The organism is Curtobacterium sp. NPDC090223, from assembly GCF_044746585.1.
Lineage (GTDB): Bacteria > Actinomycetota > Actinomycetes > Actinomycetales > Microbacteriaceae > Curtobacterium.
Genome location: NZ_JBIVCN010000001.1, coordinates 598,963 through 615,591, shown reverse-complemented (window position 1 = coordinate 615,591; position 16,629 = coordinate 598,963). Strand labels below are relative to the sequence as shown.

The following is a 16,629-nucleotide window of genomic DNA, read 5'->3' as shown; positions in this document are numbered from 1 at the left end:
CGCGTGCGCACTCGTGCGCGTGCGGCGCCGTGTCAGCGGCGGCCGAGCGCCTTCCACGCGAGCGGGACGACGCCCGCGGCGATGAGCGCCTTCACGAGGCCGCCCGCGATGAACGGGTACAGGCCGGCGGCGAGCACCGACTGCAGGTCGTTCGGGGCGCCGAGGGTGCCGAGCACGACAGTGAGGTACGGCAGGCCGGTGACGAAGGGGATCGCGCTCGCGAGCGTGAACGCCACGGCGGCGCGTCCGACCTTGCGGTCCCAGTTGCGTCGTGCGAGCCAGCCGATGACCCCGGCGGCGGGGATGAAGCCGATGACGTACCCGAAGCTCGGGACGGCGAGGGCCTGGATGCCGCCGGTCATGTCGGCGAAGAACGGTGCGCCGGCGAGTCCCGCGATCGCGTAGACGAGCATCGAGAGCACACCGCGGCGTGCACCGAGCGTCGCGCCGACCAGGACGACCGCGAGCGTCTGCCCGGTGATCGGCACGGGCCACATCGGCACCTCGACCTGGGCCATGGCGGCGGTGAACAGGGCACCGCCGGCGACGAGGGCGGCGTTCGTGGCCAGCCCCTGCGTCCGGAGACGGTCGGCGAGGACTGCGCGGGGAGCGAACCCGGTGGCGTTCGTCATGGATTCTCCTAGAATGGACTGCTGGTCCCGTTCGGGACCATCGGTCCCGTCAGCGTAGCGGTGTACCTCCTGCACACGTCGTTGTGCAAAACCACCAACTGATTGGACTTCCACTGTGCTTGCCGTGCACGACCTCGAGATCCGCGTCGGGGCTCGCCTCCTGATGGAGAACGTGTCCTTCCGTGTGGAGAAGGGCGACAAGATCGGTCTCGTCGGCCGGAACGGCGCGGGGAAGACCACCATGACCAAGGCCCTCGCGGGGGAGCAGCCGCCGACCGACGGCAAGATCGAGCGCACCGGCGAGATCGGCTACCTGCCGCAGGACCCGCGCTCCGGCAACCCGGAGGACACGGCGCGCAAGCGCATCCTCGACGCACGCGGGCTCGGCGAGCTGGTGGAGGGCATCCGTCAGGCGACGCTCGACATGGCGAGCGACGACCCGGCCGTGGCCGAGAAGGCGATGCGCCGGTACTCCCGGCTCGACGATCAGTTCAACGCGCTCGGCGGCTACGCGGCCGAGGCCGAGGCGGCGTCGATCGCGTCGAACCTCAAGCTGCCGGACCGCATCCTCGACCAGCAGCTCAAGACGCTCTCCGGTGGTCAGCGCCGCCGCATCGAGCTCGCACGGATCCTGTTCTCGGACGCCGAGACGATGATCCTCGACGAGCCGACGAACCACCTCGACGCGGACAGCGTCGTCTGGCTGCGCGAGCACCTGAAGACCTACCCCGGCGGCGTCATCGTGATCTCCCACGACGTCGAGCTCGTGGACGAGGTCGTGAACCGCGTGTTCTACCTCGACGCCAACCGGCAGTCCATCGACGTCTACAACATGGGCTGGAAGCTCTACCAGCGGCAGCGCGCCGCCGACGAGGAACGTCGTCGCAAGGAGCGTGCGAACGCCGAGAAGAAGGCCGCCACGCTCAAGGACCAGGCCGCGCGCTTCGGTGCGAAGGCGTCGAAGGCCGCCGCGGCGCACCAGATGGTCGCGCGCGCGGACAAGCTGCTCGCCGGCCTCGAGGACGAGCGCGTCGCGGACCGCGTCGCGAAGCTGCGCTTCCCGACGCCCGTCGCGTGCGGGCGCACGCCGCTCATGGCCGAGGGGCTGTCGAAGTCCTACGGGTCGCTCGAGATCTTCGCGGGTGTCGACCTGGCCATCGACCGCGGGTCCCGCGTCGTCATCCTCGGGTTCAACGGTGCGGGCAAGACGACGCTGCTGCGGATCCTCGCCGGCGCGGACCAGCCGGACACCGGCGAGATCCTGCCCGGGCACGGTCTGCGCATCGGGTACTACGCCCAGGAGCACGAGAACATCGACGTCAACCGCACCGTGATCGAGAACATGGTGTCCGCGTCGACGGAGCTCAACGAGACCGAGGCCCGTCGTGTCCTCGGGTCGTTCCTGTTCACCGGTGACGACGGCTACAAGAAGGCCGGCGTGCTCTCCGGTGGCGAGAAGACCCGTCTGTCGCTCGCGATGATCGTGGTCTCCGGTGCGAACGTGCTGCTCCTCGACGAGCCGACGAACAACCTCGACCCGGCCTCACGCGAGGAGATCCTCGGTGCACTCGCCGGGTACGAGGGCGCCGTGGTGCTGGTGTCGCACGACGCCGGTGCGGTGGAGGCGCTCAACCCCGAGCGCGTGCTGCTGCTGCCGGACGGCACCGAGGACCACTGGAACAAGGACTACGCCGAGCTGATCGAGCTCGCCTAGCGCGCCCCCGGGCGGGTGCCGGCGGGGCTGCGGCGGCGCCTGCGGCAGGGCTGCTGCCGGGCTCTGGCGCCCCCAGGGGGACGAGACGCCGCCGGACCCGTGAGACGCCGCGGAATCCGGCGGCGTCTCGCCTCCTCGGGGGTGTCTCGATCGGGGAGCGGCGCGACGCAACACCGCGGCGCGCCGCACTGCGGTGTCAGCGGCCGGGCTCAGTTGCGCGTGGACTCGAGGAGCTCGTCCTCGATGTCGGCATCCGTCTTCGGGCGGGCGTCCTTGCGGCGCTGCCGCTCGAGGGCGCGCTCGCGCTCCTCGGGGTCGTCCTGGTTGAGGTTCCGGTACTCCTGCACCATCAGGTACGTCAGGAACCCGAAGCCCCCGGCCGCGAACATGAACCACTGGATGAAGTAGCTCAGGTGCAGTCCGGTGTCAGCGCTCGGGCGGTCCCAGCCGAGCGGGCGCGCCTGGGTCGGGGCCGGGGTCTCGGAGGCGAGCTGGCCGTACGCGCCGGTCCAGATCGGCGTGTCGACCTTCTTCGCGACGTCGCTGAGCGTCACCGACTGCACCTGGTCAGTGTGTGCCGGGTCGGTGCGACCCGGGATGCGCGGTTCGCTCTGCTGCAGCCGGGCGATCACCGTCACGTCACCGGTGGGCGGCGCCGGGATGCTGTCCGGTGCGTCCTGCCGGTTGCCGGTGGGGACCCAGCCGCGGTCGATCACGAAGGCGCGGCCGTCGGCGGTCACCAGGGGCGTCAGGACCTCGAAGCCGGGCTGGCCGTTGTGGACGCGGTTCCGGACGAGGAGCTGGTCGTCGGTGTCGTACCGGCCCGTGACGGTGACGCGGAGCCAGGTCTGGTCGTCGTCCCAGCTCGAGGCCCGGGGGAGTGCCTGGTCGATCGCGACCGGGGTGTGGTCGTAGTTCTGCGACACCTGGAGGTTCTCGCGCACGGCTTCGTTCCGGCGGTCCCACTGCCACATGCCGAACAGCGCGCAGACGATCGCGAACGCGACGGCGATCGCGAAGTACCCGAGCCACCGGCGGCTGCGGACGAACCCCCAGCCGACGAACGGGTCGTCGGGGGCGCGCTCCGGGAGCTCGTCGACGGGAACGGCACGACGCGCTTCGTCAGCGGCGCGCCGGAGACGCTCCGCATGGCGGCGGCCGTAGCGGGAGCGCGGGTCGAACTCGGTCATCGCTCGTTCGCCGCGCGCCGCTCACCGACGTCGTTCTTCGGTGCGTCGTCCTGCTGCTTGGCGTCGTCCAGGTGGTCGACGTCCTCGTCGATGCCGGTGACGCGCACCGGGAACGTGCGGGAACGGAGGTACCCGGCCAGGAAGTCGCGGTGCTCGTCGCAGGCGGCCCAGATCTTCACGCGGTCGATGGCGTGGATGCGCGGGTTCCGCCAGTTCACGCGCCAGCTGGCCGACGTGGAGCACCCGGCGCGGGAGCACACGGGCGTCGAGCCGGGCTCGGTGACGAGGTCGAAGGTCGCGCCCATCAGCGGTGCCCCCAGACACGCGAGCGGTCGCCGTTGCGCTGCCATTCTTCCTGCGCGTGCTGGGCGCCCTGGCGGAGGCGCTCCTGCTCGTCGCGGTAGGCCTGTGCCCTGGCGTCCTCTTGCTGTTCGCGGAGGCGCGGGTCGATGTCGGCGGCGCGCACGAGCGCACCGGCCGGCGCGACGTAGTCGGACTCGGTGTGGCTGCCGGCGTTCGCGATGACGACCGCGATCCACGGGATGATCCCCGCGAGGACGATCGGGATGAGTGCGAGCCACGGGCTGTGCCAGACCGTGTAGACGAGGACGGCACCGACGAAGAGGACCACGCGCACGGCCATCTGCCAGATGTACCGCGACAGACGGTGCTTCCGGTCACGCTGCGGTGTCTCCGGAAGGGCCGTGATGGCCTGCGTCGTGCGTCGCGTCATGTGTCGCGTCGTCTTCATGCGTTCGATCTCCGTCTTCCCGGTACTCAGCCTAAGCCCGCCCACCGACACTTGGCCGCATCATCCGGTCCGCGTCGGCACCGGTAGGCTCGTGCGGGCGTGTCGGGCGGGATCCCTGCCCGCGCGCCCGCGAGCACCCCACCGAACGGAGCGACCATGACCACCCCCCGTACCGTCCTCATCACCGGCGGCAACCGCGGCATCGGCCACGCCCTGGCGACGCGCTTCATCGAGGCCGGACACCGCGTCGCGGTCACCTCGCGGAGCGGCGACGGCGGTCCGGAGGGCGCGCTCACGGTGCAGGCCGACATCACGGACTCGGCATCGGTCGACGCGGCGTTCACCCGGGTCGAGGCCGAGCTCGGTCCGATCGAGGTCCTGGTCGCGAACGCCGGCATCACGAACGACGGGCTCCTCCTGCGCATGAGCGAGGAGGACTTCACGAGCGTGATCGACACCAACCTCACGGGGACCTTCCGCGTCGTGAAGCGTGCGACGAAGGGCATGATGCGCGCGAAGTTCGGCCGCATCGTGCTGATGTCGAGCGTCGTCGGTGCCTACGGCCAGGTCGGCCAGGTCAACTACGCCTCGTCCAAGGCAGCGCTCGTCGGCATGGCGCGGTCGATCACGCGCGAGCTCGGGTCGCGTGGCATCACCGCGAACGTCGTCGCGCCCGGGTTCATCCAGACCGACATGACGGCCGCGCTCCCCGAGGAACTGCAGGCCGAGTTCAAGAAGCAGATCCCCGCGGGTCGCTACGGCACCGTGGACGACGTCGCGGACGCCACGCTGTTCCTGGCGAGCGACGGTGCCGGCTACGTCTCCGGCGCGGTCATCCCGGTCGACGGCGGCCTCGGCATGGGCCACTAGCCCGACGCCCGAGGCCCGACGTCCGACACCCGCCGCCGGGGCGTCAGCCGCGCAGGCCGAGCGCGGCGAGCACGGGCGAGAGGTCGCGGTCCACGACGACGACGTCGGCGGCCGCACGCACGCGCGGCTTCGCGTCGAACGCGACCGACAGCGCAGCGGCCCGCATCATCTCGAGGTCGTTCGCCCCGTCGCCGATCGCGACGGTCCGGGTCAGCGGCACGCCGTCCGCCGACGCCCACGCCCGGAGCGCGGCCGCCTTCGCGTGCGCGTCCACGACGTCGCCGTGCACCCGCCCGGTCAGCACACCGTCGACGACCTCGAGCCGGTTGGCCTGGCAGTGGTCCAGGCCGAGCGACGCCGCGAACGGGTCGAGCACCTCGTGGAACCCGCCCGACACGACGCCGACGGTGCCCCCGGCGGCGTGCACGCCGCGGACGAGTTCCGCAGCGCCCCGCGTCACACGGACCGACTCCCGTGCCGACGTGAAGACGGCTGACGGGAGGCCCGCAAGGGTCGCGACACGCTCCCGGAGGCTCTCGGCGAAGTCGATCTCGCCGCGCATGGCGCGCTCCGTGACCGCCTGGACCTGTGGCCGGGTGCCGGCGGCGTCGGCGAGGAGCTCGATGACCTCGTCCTCGAGCAGGGTGGAATCGGCATCGAGGACGACGAGGAAGCGCGGCACGTCACCACGGTAACGGTGCCGCGCCTCCTGTGACGCCGGGCGTCAGCCCCGGACGGGCAGGTCAGGCCCAGACGGGCAGGTCAGGCTTCGACGCGGACGCCCTTGCCGACCACGGTGATCCCGGAGTCCGTCACCGTGAAGCCACGGGCCTCGTCGGCCTCGCGGTCGACGCCGACCTGTGCGCCGGGGGCGATGACCACGTCCTTGTCGAGGATCGCCCGGTTCACGACGGACCCGGCACCGATCGACGCGCGCTCGAACACGATCGAGTCGAGGACCTTCGCCCCGGAGTCGATCACGCACCACGGCCCGACCACGCTGCGCTCGACGGTCGCCCCGGACAGCAGGCACCCGAGCGCGATGATCGAGTCGACGGTCGAGCCGGTGTTGCCGTTCGCGTCCCGCACGAACTTCGCCGGCGGCAGGTTCGTCTGCTGGTTGAAGATCGGCCAGTCGGTGTTGTACAGGTTGAACACCGGCACCGGGGCGATGAGGTCCATGTGGGCGTCGTAGAACGAGTCGATCGTCCCCACGTCGCGCCAGTAGTACTTGTCCCGGTCGTTCGACCCGGGGACCTCGTTGCGCTGGAGGTCGTAGACGCCGGCGTCGCCGCGGTTCACGAAGTCGGGGACGATGTCGCCGCCCATGTCGTGGTTCGACGTCTCGACCTGCCCGTCGCGCAGCACGGCGTCGACCAGGGCGTCGGCGTCGAAGACGTAGTTGCCCATCGACGCGAGGATCTCGCCGGGGGAGTCGGCCAGGCCGATGGCGTCCTTCGGCTTCTCCAGGAAGGCGTCGATCTTGGTCGGGTCGTCCGCGGCGACCTGGATCACGCCGAACTGGTCGGCGAGGCCGATCGGCTGCCGGATCGCGGCGACGGTGGCACTGCGGCCGGAGGCGATGTGCGCCTCCACCATCTGGGAGAAGTCCATCCGGTACACGTGGTCGGCGCCGACCACCACGACGATGTCGGGGCGTTCGTCGCGGAGCAGGTTGAGCGACTGCAGGATCGCGTCGGCGGAGCCGGCGAACCAGCGCTTGCCGAGGCGCTGCTGCGCGGGGACGGACGCGACGTAGGACCCGAGCAGGCCCTCCATGCGCCAGGTCTCCGCGACGTGGCGGTCGAGGCTGTGCGACTTGTACTGGGTCAGCACGACGATGCGGTTGAGCCCGGAGTTGACCAGGTTCGACAACGCGAAGTCGATGAGGCGGAAGTTGCCACCGAACGGGACGGCAGGCTTGGCACGATCGGCGGTCAGCGGCATGAGGCGCTTTCCTTCGCCCCCCGCGAGGACGATGCCGAATATCTTCTTCGATGGCATGTGGTTCACAGTAGGCGTGCGGACTGGGAACCCGTTACGTTGAACGCGTGCGAGTCGATCTACTGACCAGGGAGTATCCGCCGGAGGTCTACGGCGGTGCTGGCGTCCACGTGGCCGAACTGACCGCGGCCTTGCGCTCGGGGACCGACACCGAGGTGCGTGTCCGGGCCTTCGGCGGGTTCCGCGACGAAGAGGGCGTGTGGGCCTACCGCACGCCGGCGGGCCTCGAGAACGCGAACGGGGCGCTCCAGGCGCTCGGTACCGACGTCCAGATCGCGGCGGACACCGAGGGCGCCGATCTCGTGCACTCGCACACCTGGTACGCCAACGGCGCCGGTCGCCTCGCGCAGCTGACGCAGGGGATCCCGCACGTCGTCACGGCGCACTCCCTCGAGCCGCTCCGCCCGTGGAAGGCCGAGCAGCTCGGCGGCGGGTACCGGCTCTCCAGCTGGCTCGAGCGGGAGTCCTTCGAGCAGGCGGACGCCGTGATCGCGGTGTCGAAGGCGATGCGCGCCGACATCCTCCGTTCGTACCCGTCCATCGACCCGGCGAAGGTGCACGTCGTCTACAACGGCATCGACGTCGACGAGTGGAAGCCCGACGTCGACGAGGACGCCGTTCGCGCCTTCGGCATCGACCCGGAGCGCCCGAGCGTCGTCTTCGTCGGTCGCATCACCCGCCAGAAGGGCCTGCCGTACCTGCTGCGCGCGGTCGCTTCGCTCCCGCCCGAGGTCCAGATCGTCCTGTGCGCGGGCGCGCCGGACACCCCGGAGATCATGGCCGAGGTCACCGGCCTCGTCGAGGACCTCCGGAAGGAGCGCGACGGCGTCGTCTGGATCGACCGGATGCTCGCGCACCAGGAGATCGTGCACGTGCTCTCCTCCGGCACGGTCTTCGTCTGCCCGTCCATCTACGAACCGCTCGGCATCGTGAACCTCGAGGCGATGGCCTGCGGGATCCCCGTCGTCGGCACCGGGACCGGCGGCATCCCGGAGGTCGTCGCCGACGGCCTGACCGGGCGCATCGTCCCGATCGACCAGGCGACCGACGGCACCGGCACGCCGACGGACCCGGACCAGTACGTCGCCGACCTGGCGGCGACCCTCACCGAGGTGCTGTCCGACATCGGGCTCGCCAAGCTGATGGGTCGCGCGGGGCGGCTCCGTGTGGAGACCGAGTTCACCTGGGCCGCGATCGCGACGCGCACGCGCGCCGTCTACGACGAGGTCCTCGCCGCGCGCTGAGCGCGCACCTGCGTACCAACCGGACGGGAGGCCGGGGTGACGTCCGTCAGGAACGTCACCCCGGCCTCCCGTCCGTTGCGCGCCGGGCGGGACGGGCGTAACGTACAACCCGATGGTTGTACGTGATGAGATGGACGCCGAGGCGGTGGACCGCGTGTTCGCGGCCCTCGCGGACGCGACCCGCCGGGACATCGTCCGGCGGGTCATCGTGCGTGAGCAGTCGGTGTCCTCGCTCGCCGCTGGGTACGCGATGAGCTTCGCGGCCGTGCAGAAGCACGTCGCGGTGCTCGAGCGGGCCGAGCTGGTCCGCAAGGAACGGCGTGGGCGCGAACAGATCGTCACGAGCGAGATCGGCGGCGTCCAGCGTGCCGATCGTCTGCTGCGGTCCTACGAGGACCTGTGGCGGCACCGGGCCGAGCGGATCACGGCGCTCCTCAGCGACGACGATCCCGCCGATCGGCCCTCCACGGCTCCCCGAGGGAGCGACACCGACCCCGAGGGGACCGGCACATGAGCACCACCATCGATGCGTCGCACGACGTCGACGCACTCACCATGACCTTCACCGCCGAGTTCGACGCGCCCGTGGACCGGGTCTGGCAGATCTGGGCGGACCCGCGACAGCTCGAGCGCTGGTGGGGCCCACCGACCTGGCCGGCGACGTTCGTCCGGCACTCGCTCGAACCCGGAGCCAGGAGCGACTACTTCATGACGGGGCCCGACGGCTCGAAGGCCCCCGGGTACTGGGTCATCACCGCGGTCGACCCGCCGCGGTCCCTGACGATCGAGGACGGGTTCGCCGACGCGTCGGGGGAGCCGGACACCTCGATGCCGATCACCACGATGGTGGTGACCCTCGAGGACCTCGGTGGGCGCACCCGGATGACGAACACGGCGCACTTCGCGTCGGCGGAACAGCTCGAGCAACTCCTGGAGATGGGGATGCGCGAGGGCATGCTGCTGGCGCTCGGGCAGATCGAGGCACTGCTCGCGGAGTGACCCTCGGCGTGTGCCCCGTTTCGGCACGTCCGCTCGCGTAGGGTTGGGGCATGCCCTCGGTTGTGCGCTTGTCAGACGTGTCCGTGGTCCGGAACGGGGCCACCATCCTCGACGGGATCTCGTGGGAGGTGCAGGACGACGAGCGGTGGGTCGTGCTCGGTGCGAACGGTGCCGGCAAGACCACGCTGCTGCAGGTCGCGGGTGCGCAGTCCTTCCCGACCTCGGGTGAGGTCGAGGTGCTCGGGACCGAGCTCGGCGGCGCGGACCTGTTCGAACTCCGCCCCCGCATCGGGTTCGCGTCGACGGCCCTCGCGCGCCGCATCCCGGTGACGGAGAAGGTCATCGACGTCGTCCTCACCGCCGCGTACTCGGTCACGGGCCGCTGGAACGAGGAGTACGAGGAGCTCGACGTGCGCCGTGCCCAGCGCGTGCTCGACGAGTGGGGCCTCGGCGCCTTCACCGACCGGACCTTCGGCGAGCTCAGCGACGGCGAGCAGAAGCGTGTGCAGATCGCCAGGGCCGTGATGACCGACCCGGAGATCCTGTTCCTCGACGAGCCGGCGGCGTCGCTCGACCTCGGCGCCCGGGAGAGCCTCGTGCGGACGCTCGGCGGCTACGCGAAGAGCTCCGACTCGCCCGCGATCGTCATCGTGACGCACCACGTCGAGGAGATCCCCGAGGGCTTCACGCACGCCCTGATCCTGGCGGACGGGCACGTCCAGGCTGCTGGCCCCATCGACGAGGTCCTCACCGACGCCACGCTCACCACGGCGTTCGGGATCGACCTCACGGTGACGAAGGACGCCGGGCGCTTCACGGCGCGCGCGGCCTGAGCCTGCTCCCGTTCCCTCCGGCTGTCTGGTAACGTAGACGGCTGGCGTAGGCCACTGACTTCCCGCGCGTTCCGCGCATCTCAACACACACTGCTACTGAGGAATCTCCATGAAGACCGACATCCACCCCGAGTACCGCGCCATCGTCTTCCGTGACCTGGCTTCCGGTGAGACGTTCCTGACGCGTTCGACCGCGAACAGCGACAAGACCATCGAGCTCGACGGTGCCACCTACCCGGTGATCGACGTCGAGATCTCGTCCGCGTCGCACCCGTTCTACACGGGCAAGCAGCGCATCCTCGACTCGGCCGGTCGCGTCGAGAAGTTCAACCAGCGCTTCAAGGGCTTCTCCAAGTAAGCAGCCCTCGCGCACGAACGGGCGGTCCTCCTCCGGGAGGGCCGCCCGTTCCGCGTGCGCGGGGCGCGCGCGTGCCGCCGCGGCCCGTCCCGCGTGCCGCGGTGCGGATCGGCGTCGCACAACGGAAACCGGCTCGAACCACGGACGTGCGTGGTTCGAGCCGGGTTTCGTTGTGCGGTGCCGTTCGACACCGCGAGAGTGCGGGCGCCCGGGGCGCTCAGTCGGCGGTGCGGTGGGGCCAGCGGCCGTCGGCGGTGAAGGACGGGTCGCGCTTCTTGCGCATGTACTCCTGGAACGAGGACGCCTGGTCCGCGCACCAGCCGACCTGCTTGCGGTGGAGTTCCTCGGCGGAGACGGTGAGGTCGTCCGGGTACTTCACGGCGATCGCCTGCGCGACACGACCGGCCGCGATGGCGTCGGCGCCGGCGTCGTGCGCGTCGGAGAGCGTGACGCCGTAGACCTCTGCAGCGGCCTCGAGCGTGCGCTTGCCCTTGCGGTAGGTGTCGAGCGCCTTGTCGATCACGAGCGGGTCGACGACGTTGCCGATCACGGGGGAGGCGATGCCGTGCCGCTTGGCCTCACGGTCGAGCAGCGTGAGGTCGTACGGGGCGTTGTAGATCACGAGCGGGATGCCGCGGGCGAACACCGCCTCGATCGCGGCGACGATCTCCGCCACGACCTCTCCGGCGGGGCGCCCCTCGGCCTGGGCGCGCTCGGTGCTGATGCCGTGCACGGCCGAGGCCTGCTCGGGGATGGGCACGCCCGGGTCGGCGAGCCAGGAGCCCTCGACGATGGAGCGCCCGGTCATGTCGATCAGGCCGACGTGCGCCGTGACGATCCGGGCGGTCTCGACGTCGATGCCGGTGGTCTCGAGGTCGAACACGCCGAGGGCGTGCCACCAGGGCCGTGCCGAGAGGTCCTGCGCCGGGGTCGGCGTGTCGAGCTGCGATGTGGTGAACGTCACGGTGTCAGGCTAACCGGACGCACCGACACACCCCGCTACGCGTTCGGTGCGGCGCCGACGTGCAGCCAGTAGAACGACTGCGTGCCGAGGGTCAGCGTGACGTTGCCGTCCTGGTCGAAGGACGGGAACGAGCTGCCGCCGAACAGGTCGTACAGCGGTCGGCCCGCGAACTCCGGCGCGGAGATCGTCGCCGTGGTGGCGTTGACCGCGAACGAGAACACGCAGAGGACGTCCTCTGCGGAGGGCCCGAACTGGGTGCCGGTGCCCTCCCACGAGCGGACGAACGCGAGCACGCTCTCGTTGTCGGTCTCCTGCACGGCGATCGAGCCCATGCCGAAGACCGGGTGGGCCTTCCGCACGTGGATGACGTTGCGGACCCAGTGCAGCAGGGAGCGGGACTGGGCGAGCTGCGCCTCGACGTTCACCTGCGCGTAGTTGTAGACGAGTGACTGGACGACGGGCAGGAAGAGCTTGCCCGGGTCCGCGGTGGAGAAGCCCGCGTTCCGGTCGGGCGTCCACTGCATCGGCGTGCGCGAGGCGTCGCGGTCCGGGAGCCAGATGTTGTCGCCCATGCCGATCTCGTCGCCGTAGTACAGGAACGGCGATCCGGGCAGCGAGAACAGCAGCGCGTGGATGAGCTCGAGTTCGGCGCGCGAGTTGTCCAGCAGGGGAGCGAGGCGGCGCCGGATGCCGATGTTCGACCGCATCCGCGGGTCGTAGCCGTACCAGCCGTACATCGCCTGCCGGTACTCCTCGCTCACCATCTCGAGCGTCAGCTCGTCGTGGTTGCGGAGGAACACGCCCCACGCGGCGCTCTCCGGGACGTCGAGCGTCTCGGAGAGGATCGCGGACAGCTCCTTGGCGTGCTGGGCGCGGAGCGAGTAGAAGATGCGGGGCATCACCGGGAAGTCGAACGCCATGTGGCACTCGGGCTCCTCGTCGGTGCCGAAGAACGCCGCCGTCTCACGGGGCCACTGGTTCGCCTCCGCGATGAGGACGCGCCCGGGGTACTCCTCGTCGACCATCGCACGGAGCTTCTTGATGAACTCGTGGGTCTCCGGCTCACCCTCGCCGTTGCCCTCCTCGGACTCGAAGAGGTACGGGATGGCGTCGAGCCGCAGGCCGTCCACCCCGAGGTCGAGCCAGTGCCGCACGACGTCGTACACGGCCTCGACCACGGCGGGGTTCTCGAAGTTGAGGTCGGGCTGGTGCGAGAAGAACCGGTGGAAGAAGAACTGCCGGCGGACCGGGTCGAACGTCCAGTTCGACTCCTCCGTGTCGACGAAGATGATGCGGATGTTCTCGTAGTGCTCGTCGGTGTCGCGCCAGACGTAGAAGTCGCCGTAGGGGCCGTCCGGGTCCTCGCGGGACTGCTGGAACCACTCGTGCTGGTCGCTGGTGTGGTTGATCACCATGTCGATGACGATGCGCATGTTCCGCTCGTGCGACTTGGTGACGAGCTCGCGGAACTCCTCGAGCGTGCCGAACTCCGGCAGGATCGCCTTGTAGTCGGCGATGTCGTAGCCGCCGTCGCGCAGCGGGGACTTGAAGAACGGCGGCAGCCACAGCGCGTCGACGCCGAGCCACTGCAGGTAGTCGAGGCGACTGATGAGCCCCTGCAGGTCGCCGGTGCCGTCCCCGTTCGAGTCGACGAACGACCGGATCATGCACTCGTAGAAGACGGATCGCTTGTACCAGAGGGGGTCGAGCGTCAGTCCGGGCAGCTGGATCGGGGCTGTGAAGGTCACCGTGCTCCTCGTCGTCATCGACGGGCCAGTGGCGGCAGGCCCGTTCCGGACACGATAGGCGGCTGCTCCCGAGTGCGTTCCATAGACTGGCGCGGATGCAACCGCCGGTCCTCTCCCCGTACTCGTCGTTGATGGCGTCGACACCCGTCGTCCACCGATCCGTGGAGGTCGACGGCCGCACCACGCACTACTGGGAGTACGGCCCCGCCGACGCCGACCGGACGGTCCTCGCCGTGCACGGGTTCCGGGGCGACCACCACGGCCTCGAGTCCATCGCCGCGCACCTGGTCGGCGTCCGCGTCGTCGTCCCCGACCTGCCGGGCTTCGGGATCTCGGACCCGCTCGCGGTCTCCGACATCGACTCGTACGTGGCGTGGGTGCGCGGGTTCCACGCGGCGCTCGGCCTCGACCGCACGGCCGTCGTCCTCGGTCACTCGTTCGGGTCGATCGTGGTCTCGGCCGCGGTCGCCGACGGCCTGGACACACGGCTGCTCGTGCTGGTGAACCCGATCGCCGCCCCGGCGCTGCAGGGTCCGCGCGCCGTCGGCACCGGTGTCGCGATCGCCTACTACCGTGCGGGTGCTGCACTGCCCCGCCCCGTGGGGCTCGGGCTGCTCCGGAACCGCCTGATCGTCCGGGTGATGAGCATCGCGATGCTGAAGTCGCGGGACCCGGAGATGCGCCGGTGGGTGCACGACCAGCACGACCGGTTCTTCTCGGCCTTCGCGAACCGCGCGAGCGTGCTCGAGGCCTTCCGGACCTCGGTCACGCACGACGTGTCCGAGTACGCCGACCGGATCGACGTGCCGGTGCTGATGATCGCGGCCGAGCGGGACGACATCACCGCCGTCCCCGAGCAGCGGGCACTCGCCGACCGCCTCCGCAACGCCGAGCTCGTCGTGATCCCGGACGTCGGCCACCTCGTGCACTACGAGACCCCGGCCGCCGCTGCGGAGGCGACCCTGCGCAGGATGGCGGACCCCGTACCGAAGCCCGCGCGCGGTGCCAGGGCGGGTCGAGCCTCCAGGCCGGGCCGAGGCGGGGAGCGCACGTCGTGAGCCGCCTGCGGATCGGGATCGACTGCCGGTACGTGCGCATCGGACGGCACGACGGGATCAGCCGGTTCACCGCCGGCGTCGTGACGAACCTGCCGGACCGGCACGACTTCGTGCTGCTCGTCAACGACGAGCGGCAGCTCGCCTCGCTGCCGGACGGGATGCCGTGGGAGCTGATCCCGGCGCCGACCGACGCGGGCGAACCGCTCGTCGCGCGGCACGTGAACCGGCTCGGCCTCGACGCCGTGTTCTCGCCGATGCAGACGATGGGCTCCAGGGGGCGTGACTACGCGCTCGTGCTGACGCTGCACGACCTGATCTACTACCGGAACCGGACGCCACCGCGGGAGTTCTCGTGGCCGCTCCGGCTCGGGTGGCGCGCGTTCCACCTGGCGTGGTGGCCGCAGCGGATGCTGCTGAACGGCGCCGACGGGGTCGTGACGGTGTCGGCGACGACCGCCGGACTGATCGCGGCGCACCGGCTGACGAAGCGTCCCGTCACCGTGGCGTACAACGCGGCCGACCCGGCGGCGGTGCGCTCGCCTGCCGACGGCCGCTCTCGGACGCTGGTCTACATGGGTTCGTTCATGCCGTACAAGAACGTCGAGACGCTCGTGGCCGCGCTGCCGCTGCTCGGGGCGGACTGGACGCTGCACTGCATGTCGCGGGTCACGGAGGCGGACCGTGCGCGGCTGTCGGCGCTGGCCGGGCCGGGCGCGGTGGTGTTCCACGACGGGGCCTCGGACGAGGAGTACCTCGACGCGCTCCGCTCCGCGACGGCGCTCGTCACGGCGTCGTACGACGAGGGCTTCGGCATCCCGCTCGTCGAGGCGATGGGGGTCGGGACGCCCGTCGCGGTGAGTGACATCCCGATCTTCCGGGAGATCGGCGGGGACGTGGCGGAGTACTTCGACCCGGCGTCGCCGTCCGCGGTGGCGGCTGCGGTGCGCCGGGTCGAGTCCCGGTGGGACCAGGCGTCGGCGGCGTCGATCGAACGCGCGGGACGGTTCCGGTGGTCGGACTCGGCGGAGCAGGTCGTCCAGGCCGTCGAGCGTGCCGTGGAGGCGCGGGGCTGACCGGCCGGCCCGGTCAGGACTTCGCGGGGGTGACCTGGACGGTGGCGTCCGGGAACACCTCGTGCACGGCGTCGGCGACCCGTGTCTGCACGGCGCGCTGGTCCACCCCGGTCGGTGCCGTCTCGACGGTGACCGCCTGCCCCGAGGGCTCGTCCGAACGGCTCTCACCGCCGGTCGCCCAGAGGCAGTGCACTTCTTGCACGCCGGGGACGGCACGGATCTCCCATGCCAACGCCAGCCGCTGTTCGGTGCGCCGGTCCGAGGGGGAGACCCCGACCTCGACGTCGCCGAAGTCCGCGACGGCCCAGACGTGGACGCCGTTGCCGCTCGCGTCGGCCGCAGCTGCGCTGAGCCGGTCGACCAGGTCCGTCCGCGCGGCGTCGGCGAGCCCCGGGGTCGCGCTGACGGTCGCCGTCACGTCGTAGCTCGCGAACGAGGTCTTGGTCGGCTCGGCGGTGGCGGTGCCGGCGACACCGTCGATCGTCCGGGCCCGTGCGGTGAAGTCCGCGAGCGTCGCGTCCGGTCGGGGGAAGATCCCGCCCACGCCGGACTGCACGCTGCCGATGATCGTGGAGAGCGCGACGACCAGGACCACGGCGACCACGACGACCCCGGCGAGGAGCAGCGACCAGGACCGCACCCGCTGGGGTGTGGTGCGGACCGGGACCGAGGCGGTGTCGGGACCGAAGGCGCGGTCCAGGTCGTCGTCGTCCTGCGCTGACCAGTTCCGGTGGCGGCCGCTCGGGCCGGTTCCGTCCGTCGTCATGTCGCCCCCTCACGCGCGGGTCCGGGCCGTTGGGTGAACAGGATCGTAGTCCGGGCGGGGCAGGTTGGACGGGGCCGCGGGCAACGATCCCGCAACGGAGTGCGGCGGAGTGCGACGTCGGTCGACGGCGGCGACGGCGCTCGGTACGGTTGGGGGCAACGGAGAGGGGCCGTGATGTTCGCCACACTGCTGATCGTGTTCGCCGCACTCGTCGCGATGTGCGTCGTGTTCGCCATCACCGGGGCCCGTCGCGCCAAGTCGCTCGAGGGCCTCGACGATCCGCTGGCGCCACACACGGGTGACGACGGTGCGCAGGAGATCCGGACAGCGCAGGCGAAGGCCGCGCGGCCGGACGGAGCGACCGGACTCGGCGGGTTCTTCAGCGGCCCCTAGCCCCGGCGCCCGGCGTCCGACGCCCGGCGCCC

19 protein-coding genes are annotated in these 16,629 nt (G+C 70.9%); 10 read left to right on the top strand and 9 right to left on the bottom strand.

Annotated features, from left to right (window positions below; all coding sequences use genetic code 11):
- Window positions 1–32: 32 nt before the first annotated feature.
- Window positions 33–632: a biotin transporter BioY gene (locus ACIPJY_RS02935; RefSeq protein WP_400459648.1), complete on the bottom strand. Its 600-nt coding sequence runs from the start codon at window positions 630–632 to the stop codon at window positions 33–35.
- Window positions 633–747: 115 nt separating this feature from the next.
- Between ACIPJY_RS02935 and ACIPJY_RS02930 the strand changes: the two genes are divergently transcribed.
- The gene (locus ACIPJY_RS02930) at window positions 748–2,346 is read left to right on the top strand and encodes an ABC-F family ATP-binding cassette domain-containing protein (RefSeq protein WP_400459651.1); all 1,599 of its coding nucleotides are present in this window, start codon (window positions 748–750) and stop codon (window positions 2,344–2,346) included.
- A gap of 209 nt (window positions 2,347–2,555) precedes the next feature.
- Here ACIPJY_RS02930 and ACIPJY_RS02925 read toward each other — a convergent pair whose 3' ends face one another.
- Genes ACIPJY_RS02925 through ACIPJY_RS02915 form a run of 3 tightly spaced genes read right to left on the bottom strand, consistent with a single transcriptional unit; the run spans window position 2,556 to window position 4,269 of the window.
- Window positions 2,556–3,536, bottom strand: coding sequence for an SURF1 family protein (locus tag ACIPJY_RS02925; protein ID WP_400459654.1), 981 nt, complete (start codon window positions 3,534–3,536; stop codon window positions 2,556–2,558).
- Complete coding sequence (locus ACIPJY_RS02920) at window positions 3,533–3,841, bottom strand: hypothetical protein (RefSeq protein ID WP_400459657.1); 309 nt, start codon at window positions 3,839–3,841, stop codon at window positions 3,533–3,535. The genes ACIPJY_RS02925 and ACIPJY_RS02920 overlap by 4 nt, the downstream gene beginning before the upstream one ends.
- On the bottom strand, window positions 3,841–4,269 hold the full coding sequence (locus ACIPJY_RS02915) for a DUF3099 domain-containing protein (protein ID WP_400459660.1): 429 nt from the start codon (window positions 4,267–4,269) through the stop codon (window positions 3,841–3,843). The genes ACIPJY_RS02920 and ACIPJY_RS02915 overlap by 1 nt, the downstream gene beginning before the upstream one ends.
- 174 nt (window positions 4,270–4,443) lie before the next feature.
- On the opposite strand from ACIPJY_RS02915, the gene fabG reads away from it, so the two are divergent.
- Window positions 4,444–5,157: a 3-oxoacyl-ACP reductase FabG gene (gene fabG / locus ACIPJY_RS02910; RefSeq protein ID WP_123703540.1), complete on the top strand. Its 714-nt coding sequence runs from the start codon at window positions 4,444–4,446 to the stop codon at window positions 5,155–5,157.
- 43 nt (window positions 5,158–5,200) lie between these two features.
- Here the strand turns inward: fabG and serB are convergent, their stop codons facing one another.
- Window positions 5,201–5,839, bottom strand: a complete 639-nt coding sequence (gene serB / locus ACIPJY_RS02905) for a phosphoserine phosphatase SerB (protein ID WP_400459663.1) — start codon at window positions 5,837–5,839, stop codon at window positions 5,201–5,203.
- 80 nt (window positions 5,840–5,919) lie between these two features.
- Entirely contained in the window at window positions 5,920–7,161 is a 1,242-nt protein-coding gene (glgC, locus tag ACIPJY_RS02900; RefSeq protein WP_400459666.1) for a glucose-1-phosphate adenylyltransferase, read from the bottom strand.
- A 47-nt stretch (window positions 7,162–7,208) separates the two neighbouring features.
- Here glgC and glgA point away from each other — a divergent pair, with 47 nt between their 5' ends.
- The 5 genes from glgA (at window position 7,209) to ACIPJY_RS02875 (ending at window position 10,595) form a co-directional block, all read left to right on the top strand.
- Entirely contained in the window at window positions 7,209–8,405 is a 1,197-nt protein-coding gene (gene glgA / locus ACIPJY_RS02895) for a glycogen synthase (protein ID WP_400459669.1), read from the top strand.
- A gap of 112 nt (window positions 8,406–8,517) precedes the next feature.
- The gene (locus ACIPJY_RS02890; protein ID WP_400459672.1) at window positions 8,518–8,919 is read left to right on the top strand and encodes an ArsR/SmtB family transcription factor; all 402 of its coding nucleotides are present in this window, start codon (window positions 8,518–8,520) and stop codon (window positions 8,917–8,919) included.
- Window positions 8,916–9,404, top strand: a complete 489-nt coding sequence (locus ACIPJY_RS02885) for an SRPBCC domain-containing protein (protein WP_400459675.1) — start codon at window positions 8,916–8,918, stop codon at window positions 9,402–9,404. The genes ACIPJY_RS02890 and ACIPJY_RS02885 overlap by 4 nt, the downstream gene beginning before the upstream one ends.
- A 50-nt stretch (window positions 9,405–9,454) precedes the next feature.
- On the top strand, window positions 9,455–10,237 hold the full coding sequence (locus tag ACIPJY_RS02880; protein ID WP_400459677.1) for an ABC transporter ATP-binding protein: 783 nt from the start codon (window positions 9,455–9,457) through the stop codon (window positions 10,235–10,237).
- Between the two features lie 109 nt (window positions 10,238–10,346).
- Window positions 10,347–10,595, top strand: a complete 249-nt coding sequence (locus ACIPJY_RS02875) for a type B 50S ribosomal protein L31 (RefSeq protein ID WP_071300737.1) — start codon at window positions 10,347–10,349, stop codon at window positions 10,593–10,595.
- A gap of 217 nt (window positions 10,596–10,812) precedes the next feature.
- Here ACIPJY_RS02875 and ACIPJY_RS02870 read toward each other — a convergent pair whose 3' ends face one another.
- Together ACIPJY_RS02870 and treS are read right to left on the bottom strand one after the other, a co-directional pair.
- Window positions 10,813–11,559, bottom strand: coding sequence for a 3'-5' exonuclease (locus ACIPJY_RS02870; RefSeq protein WP_400459681.1), 747 nt, complete (start codon window positions 11,557–11,559; stop codon window positions 10,813–10,815).
- A gap of 35 nt (window positions 11,560–11,594) precedes the next feature.
- Window positions 11,595–13,307: a maltose alpha-D-glucosyltransferase gene (gene treS, locus ACIPJY_RS02865; RefSeq protein ID WP_400459683.1), complete on the bottom strand. Its 1,713-nt coding sequence runs from the start codon at window positions 13,305–13,307 to the stop codon at window positions 11,595–11,597.
- A 95-nt stretch (window positions 13,308–13,402) separates the two neighbouring features.
- On the opposite strand from treS, the gene ACIPJY_RS02860 reads away from it, so the two are divergent.
- The gene (locus tag ACIPJY_RS02860) at window positions 13,403–14,365 is read left to right on the top strand and encodes an alpha/beta fold hydrolase (RefSeq protein ID WP_400459685.1); all 963 of its coding nucleotides are present in this window, start codon (window positions 13,403–13,405) and stop codon (window positions 14,363–14,365) included.
- Window positions 14,366–14,370: 5 nt separating this feature from the next.
- Window positions 14,371–15,438 (top strand): glycosyltransferase family 4 protein, encoded by a 1,068-nt coding sequence (locus ACIPJY_RS02855; RefSeq protein WP_400460881.1) that lies wholly within the window; start codon window positions 14,371–14,373, stop codon window positions 15,436–15,438.
- A gap of 13 nt (window positions 15,439–15,451) precedes the next feature.
- Here the strand turns inward: ACIPJY_RS02855 and ACIPJY_RS02850 are convergent, their stop codons facing one another.
- Window positions 15,452–16,204 carry a hypothetical protein gene (locus ACIPJY_RS02850; protein WP_400459688.1) on the bottom strand — a complete coding sequence of 251 codons (753 nt, stop codon included), beginning with the start codon at window positions 16,202–16,204 and terminating at the stop codon, window positions 15,452–15,454.
- 174 nt (window positions 16,205–16,378) lie between these two features.
- On the opposite strand from ACIPJY_RS02850, the gene ACIPJY_RS02845 reads away from it, so the two are divergent.
- A complete protein-coding gene (locus ACIPJY_RS02845) occupies window positions 16,379–16,597 on the top strand; it encodes a hypothetical protein (protein ID WP_400459691.1) in 219 nt (72 codons plus the stop codon).
- Window positions 16,598–16,629 lie beyond the last annotated feature (32 nt).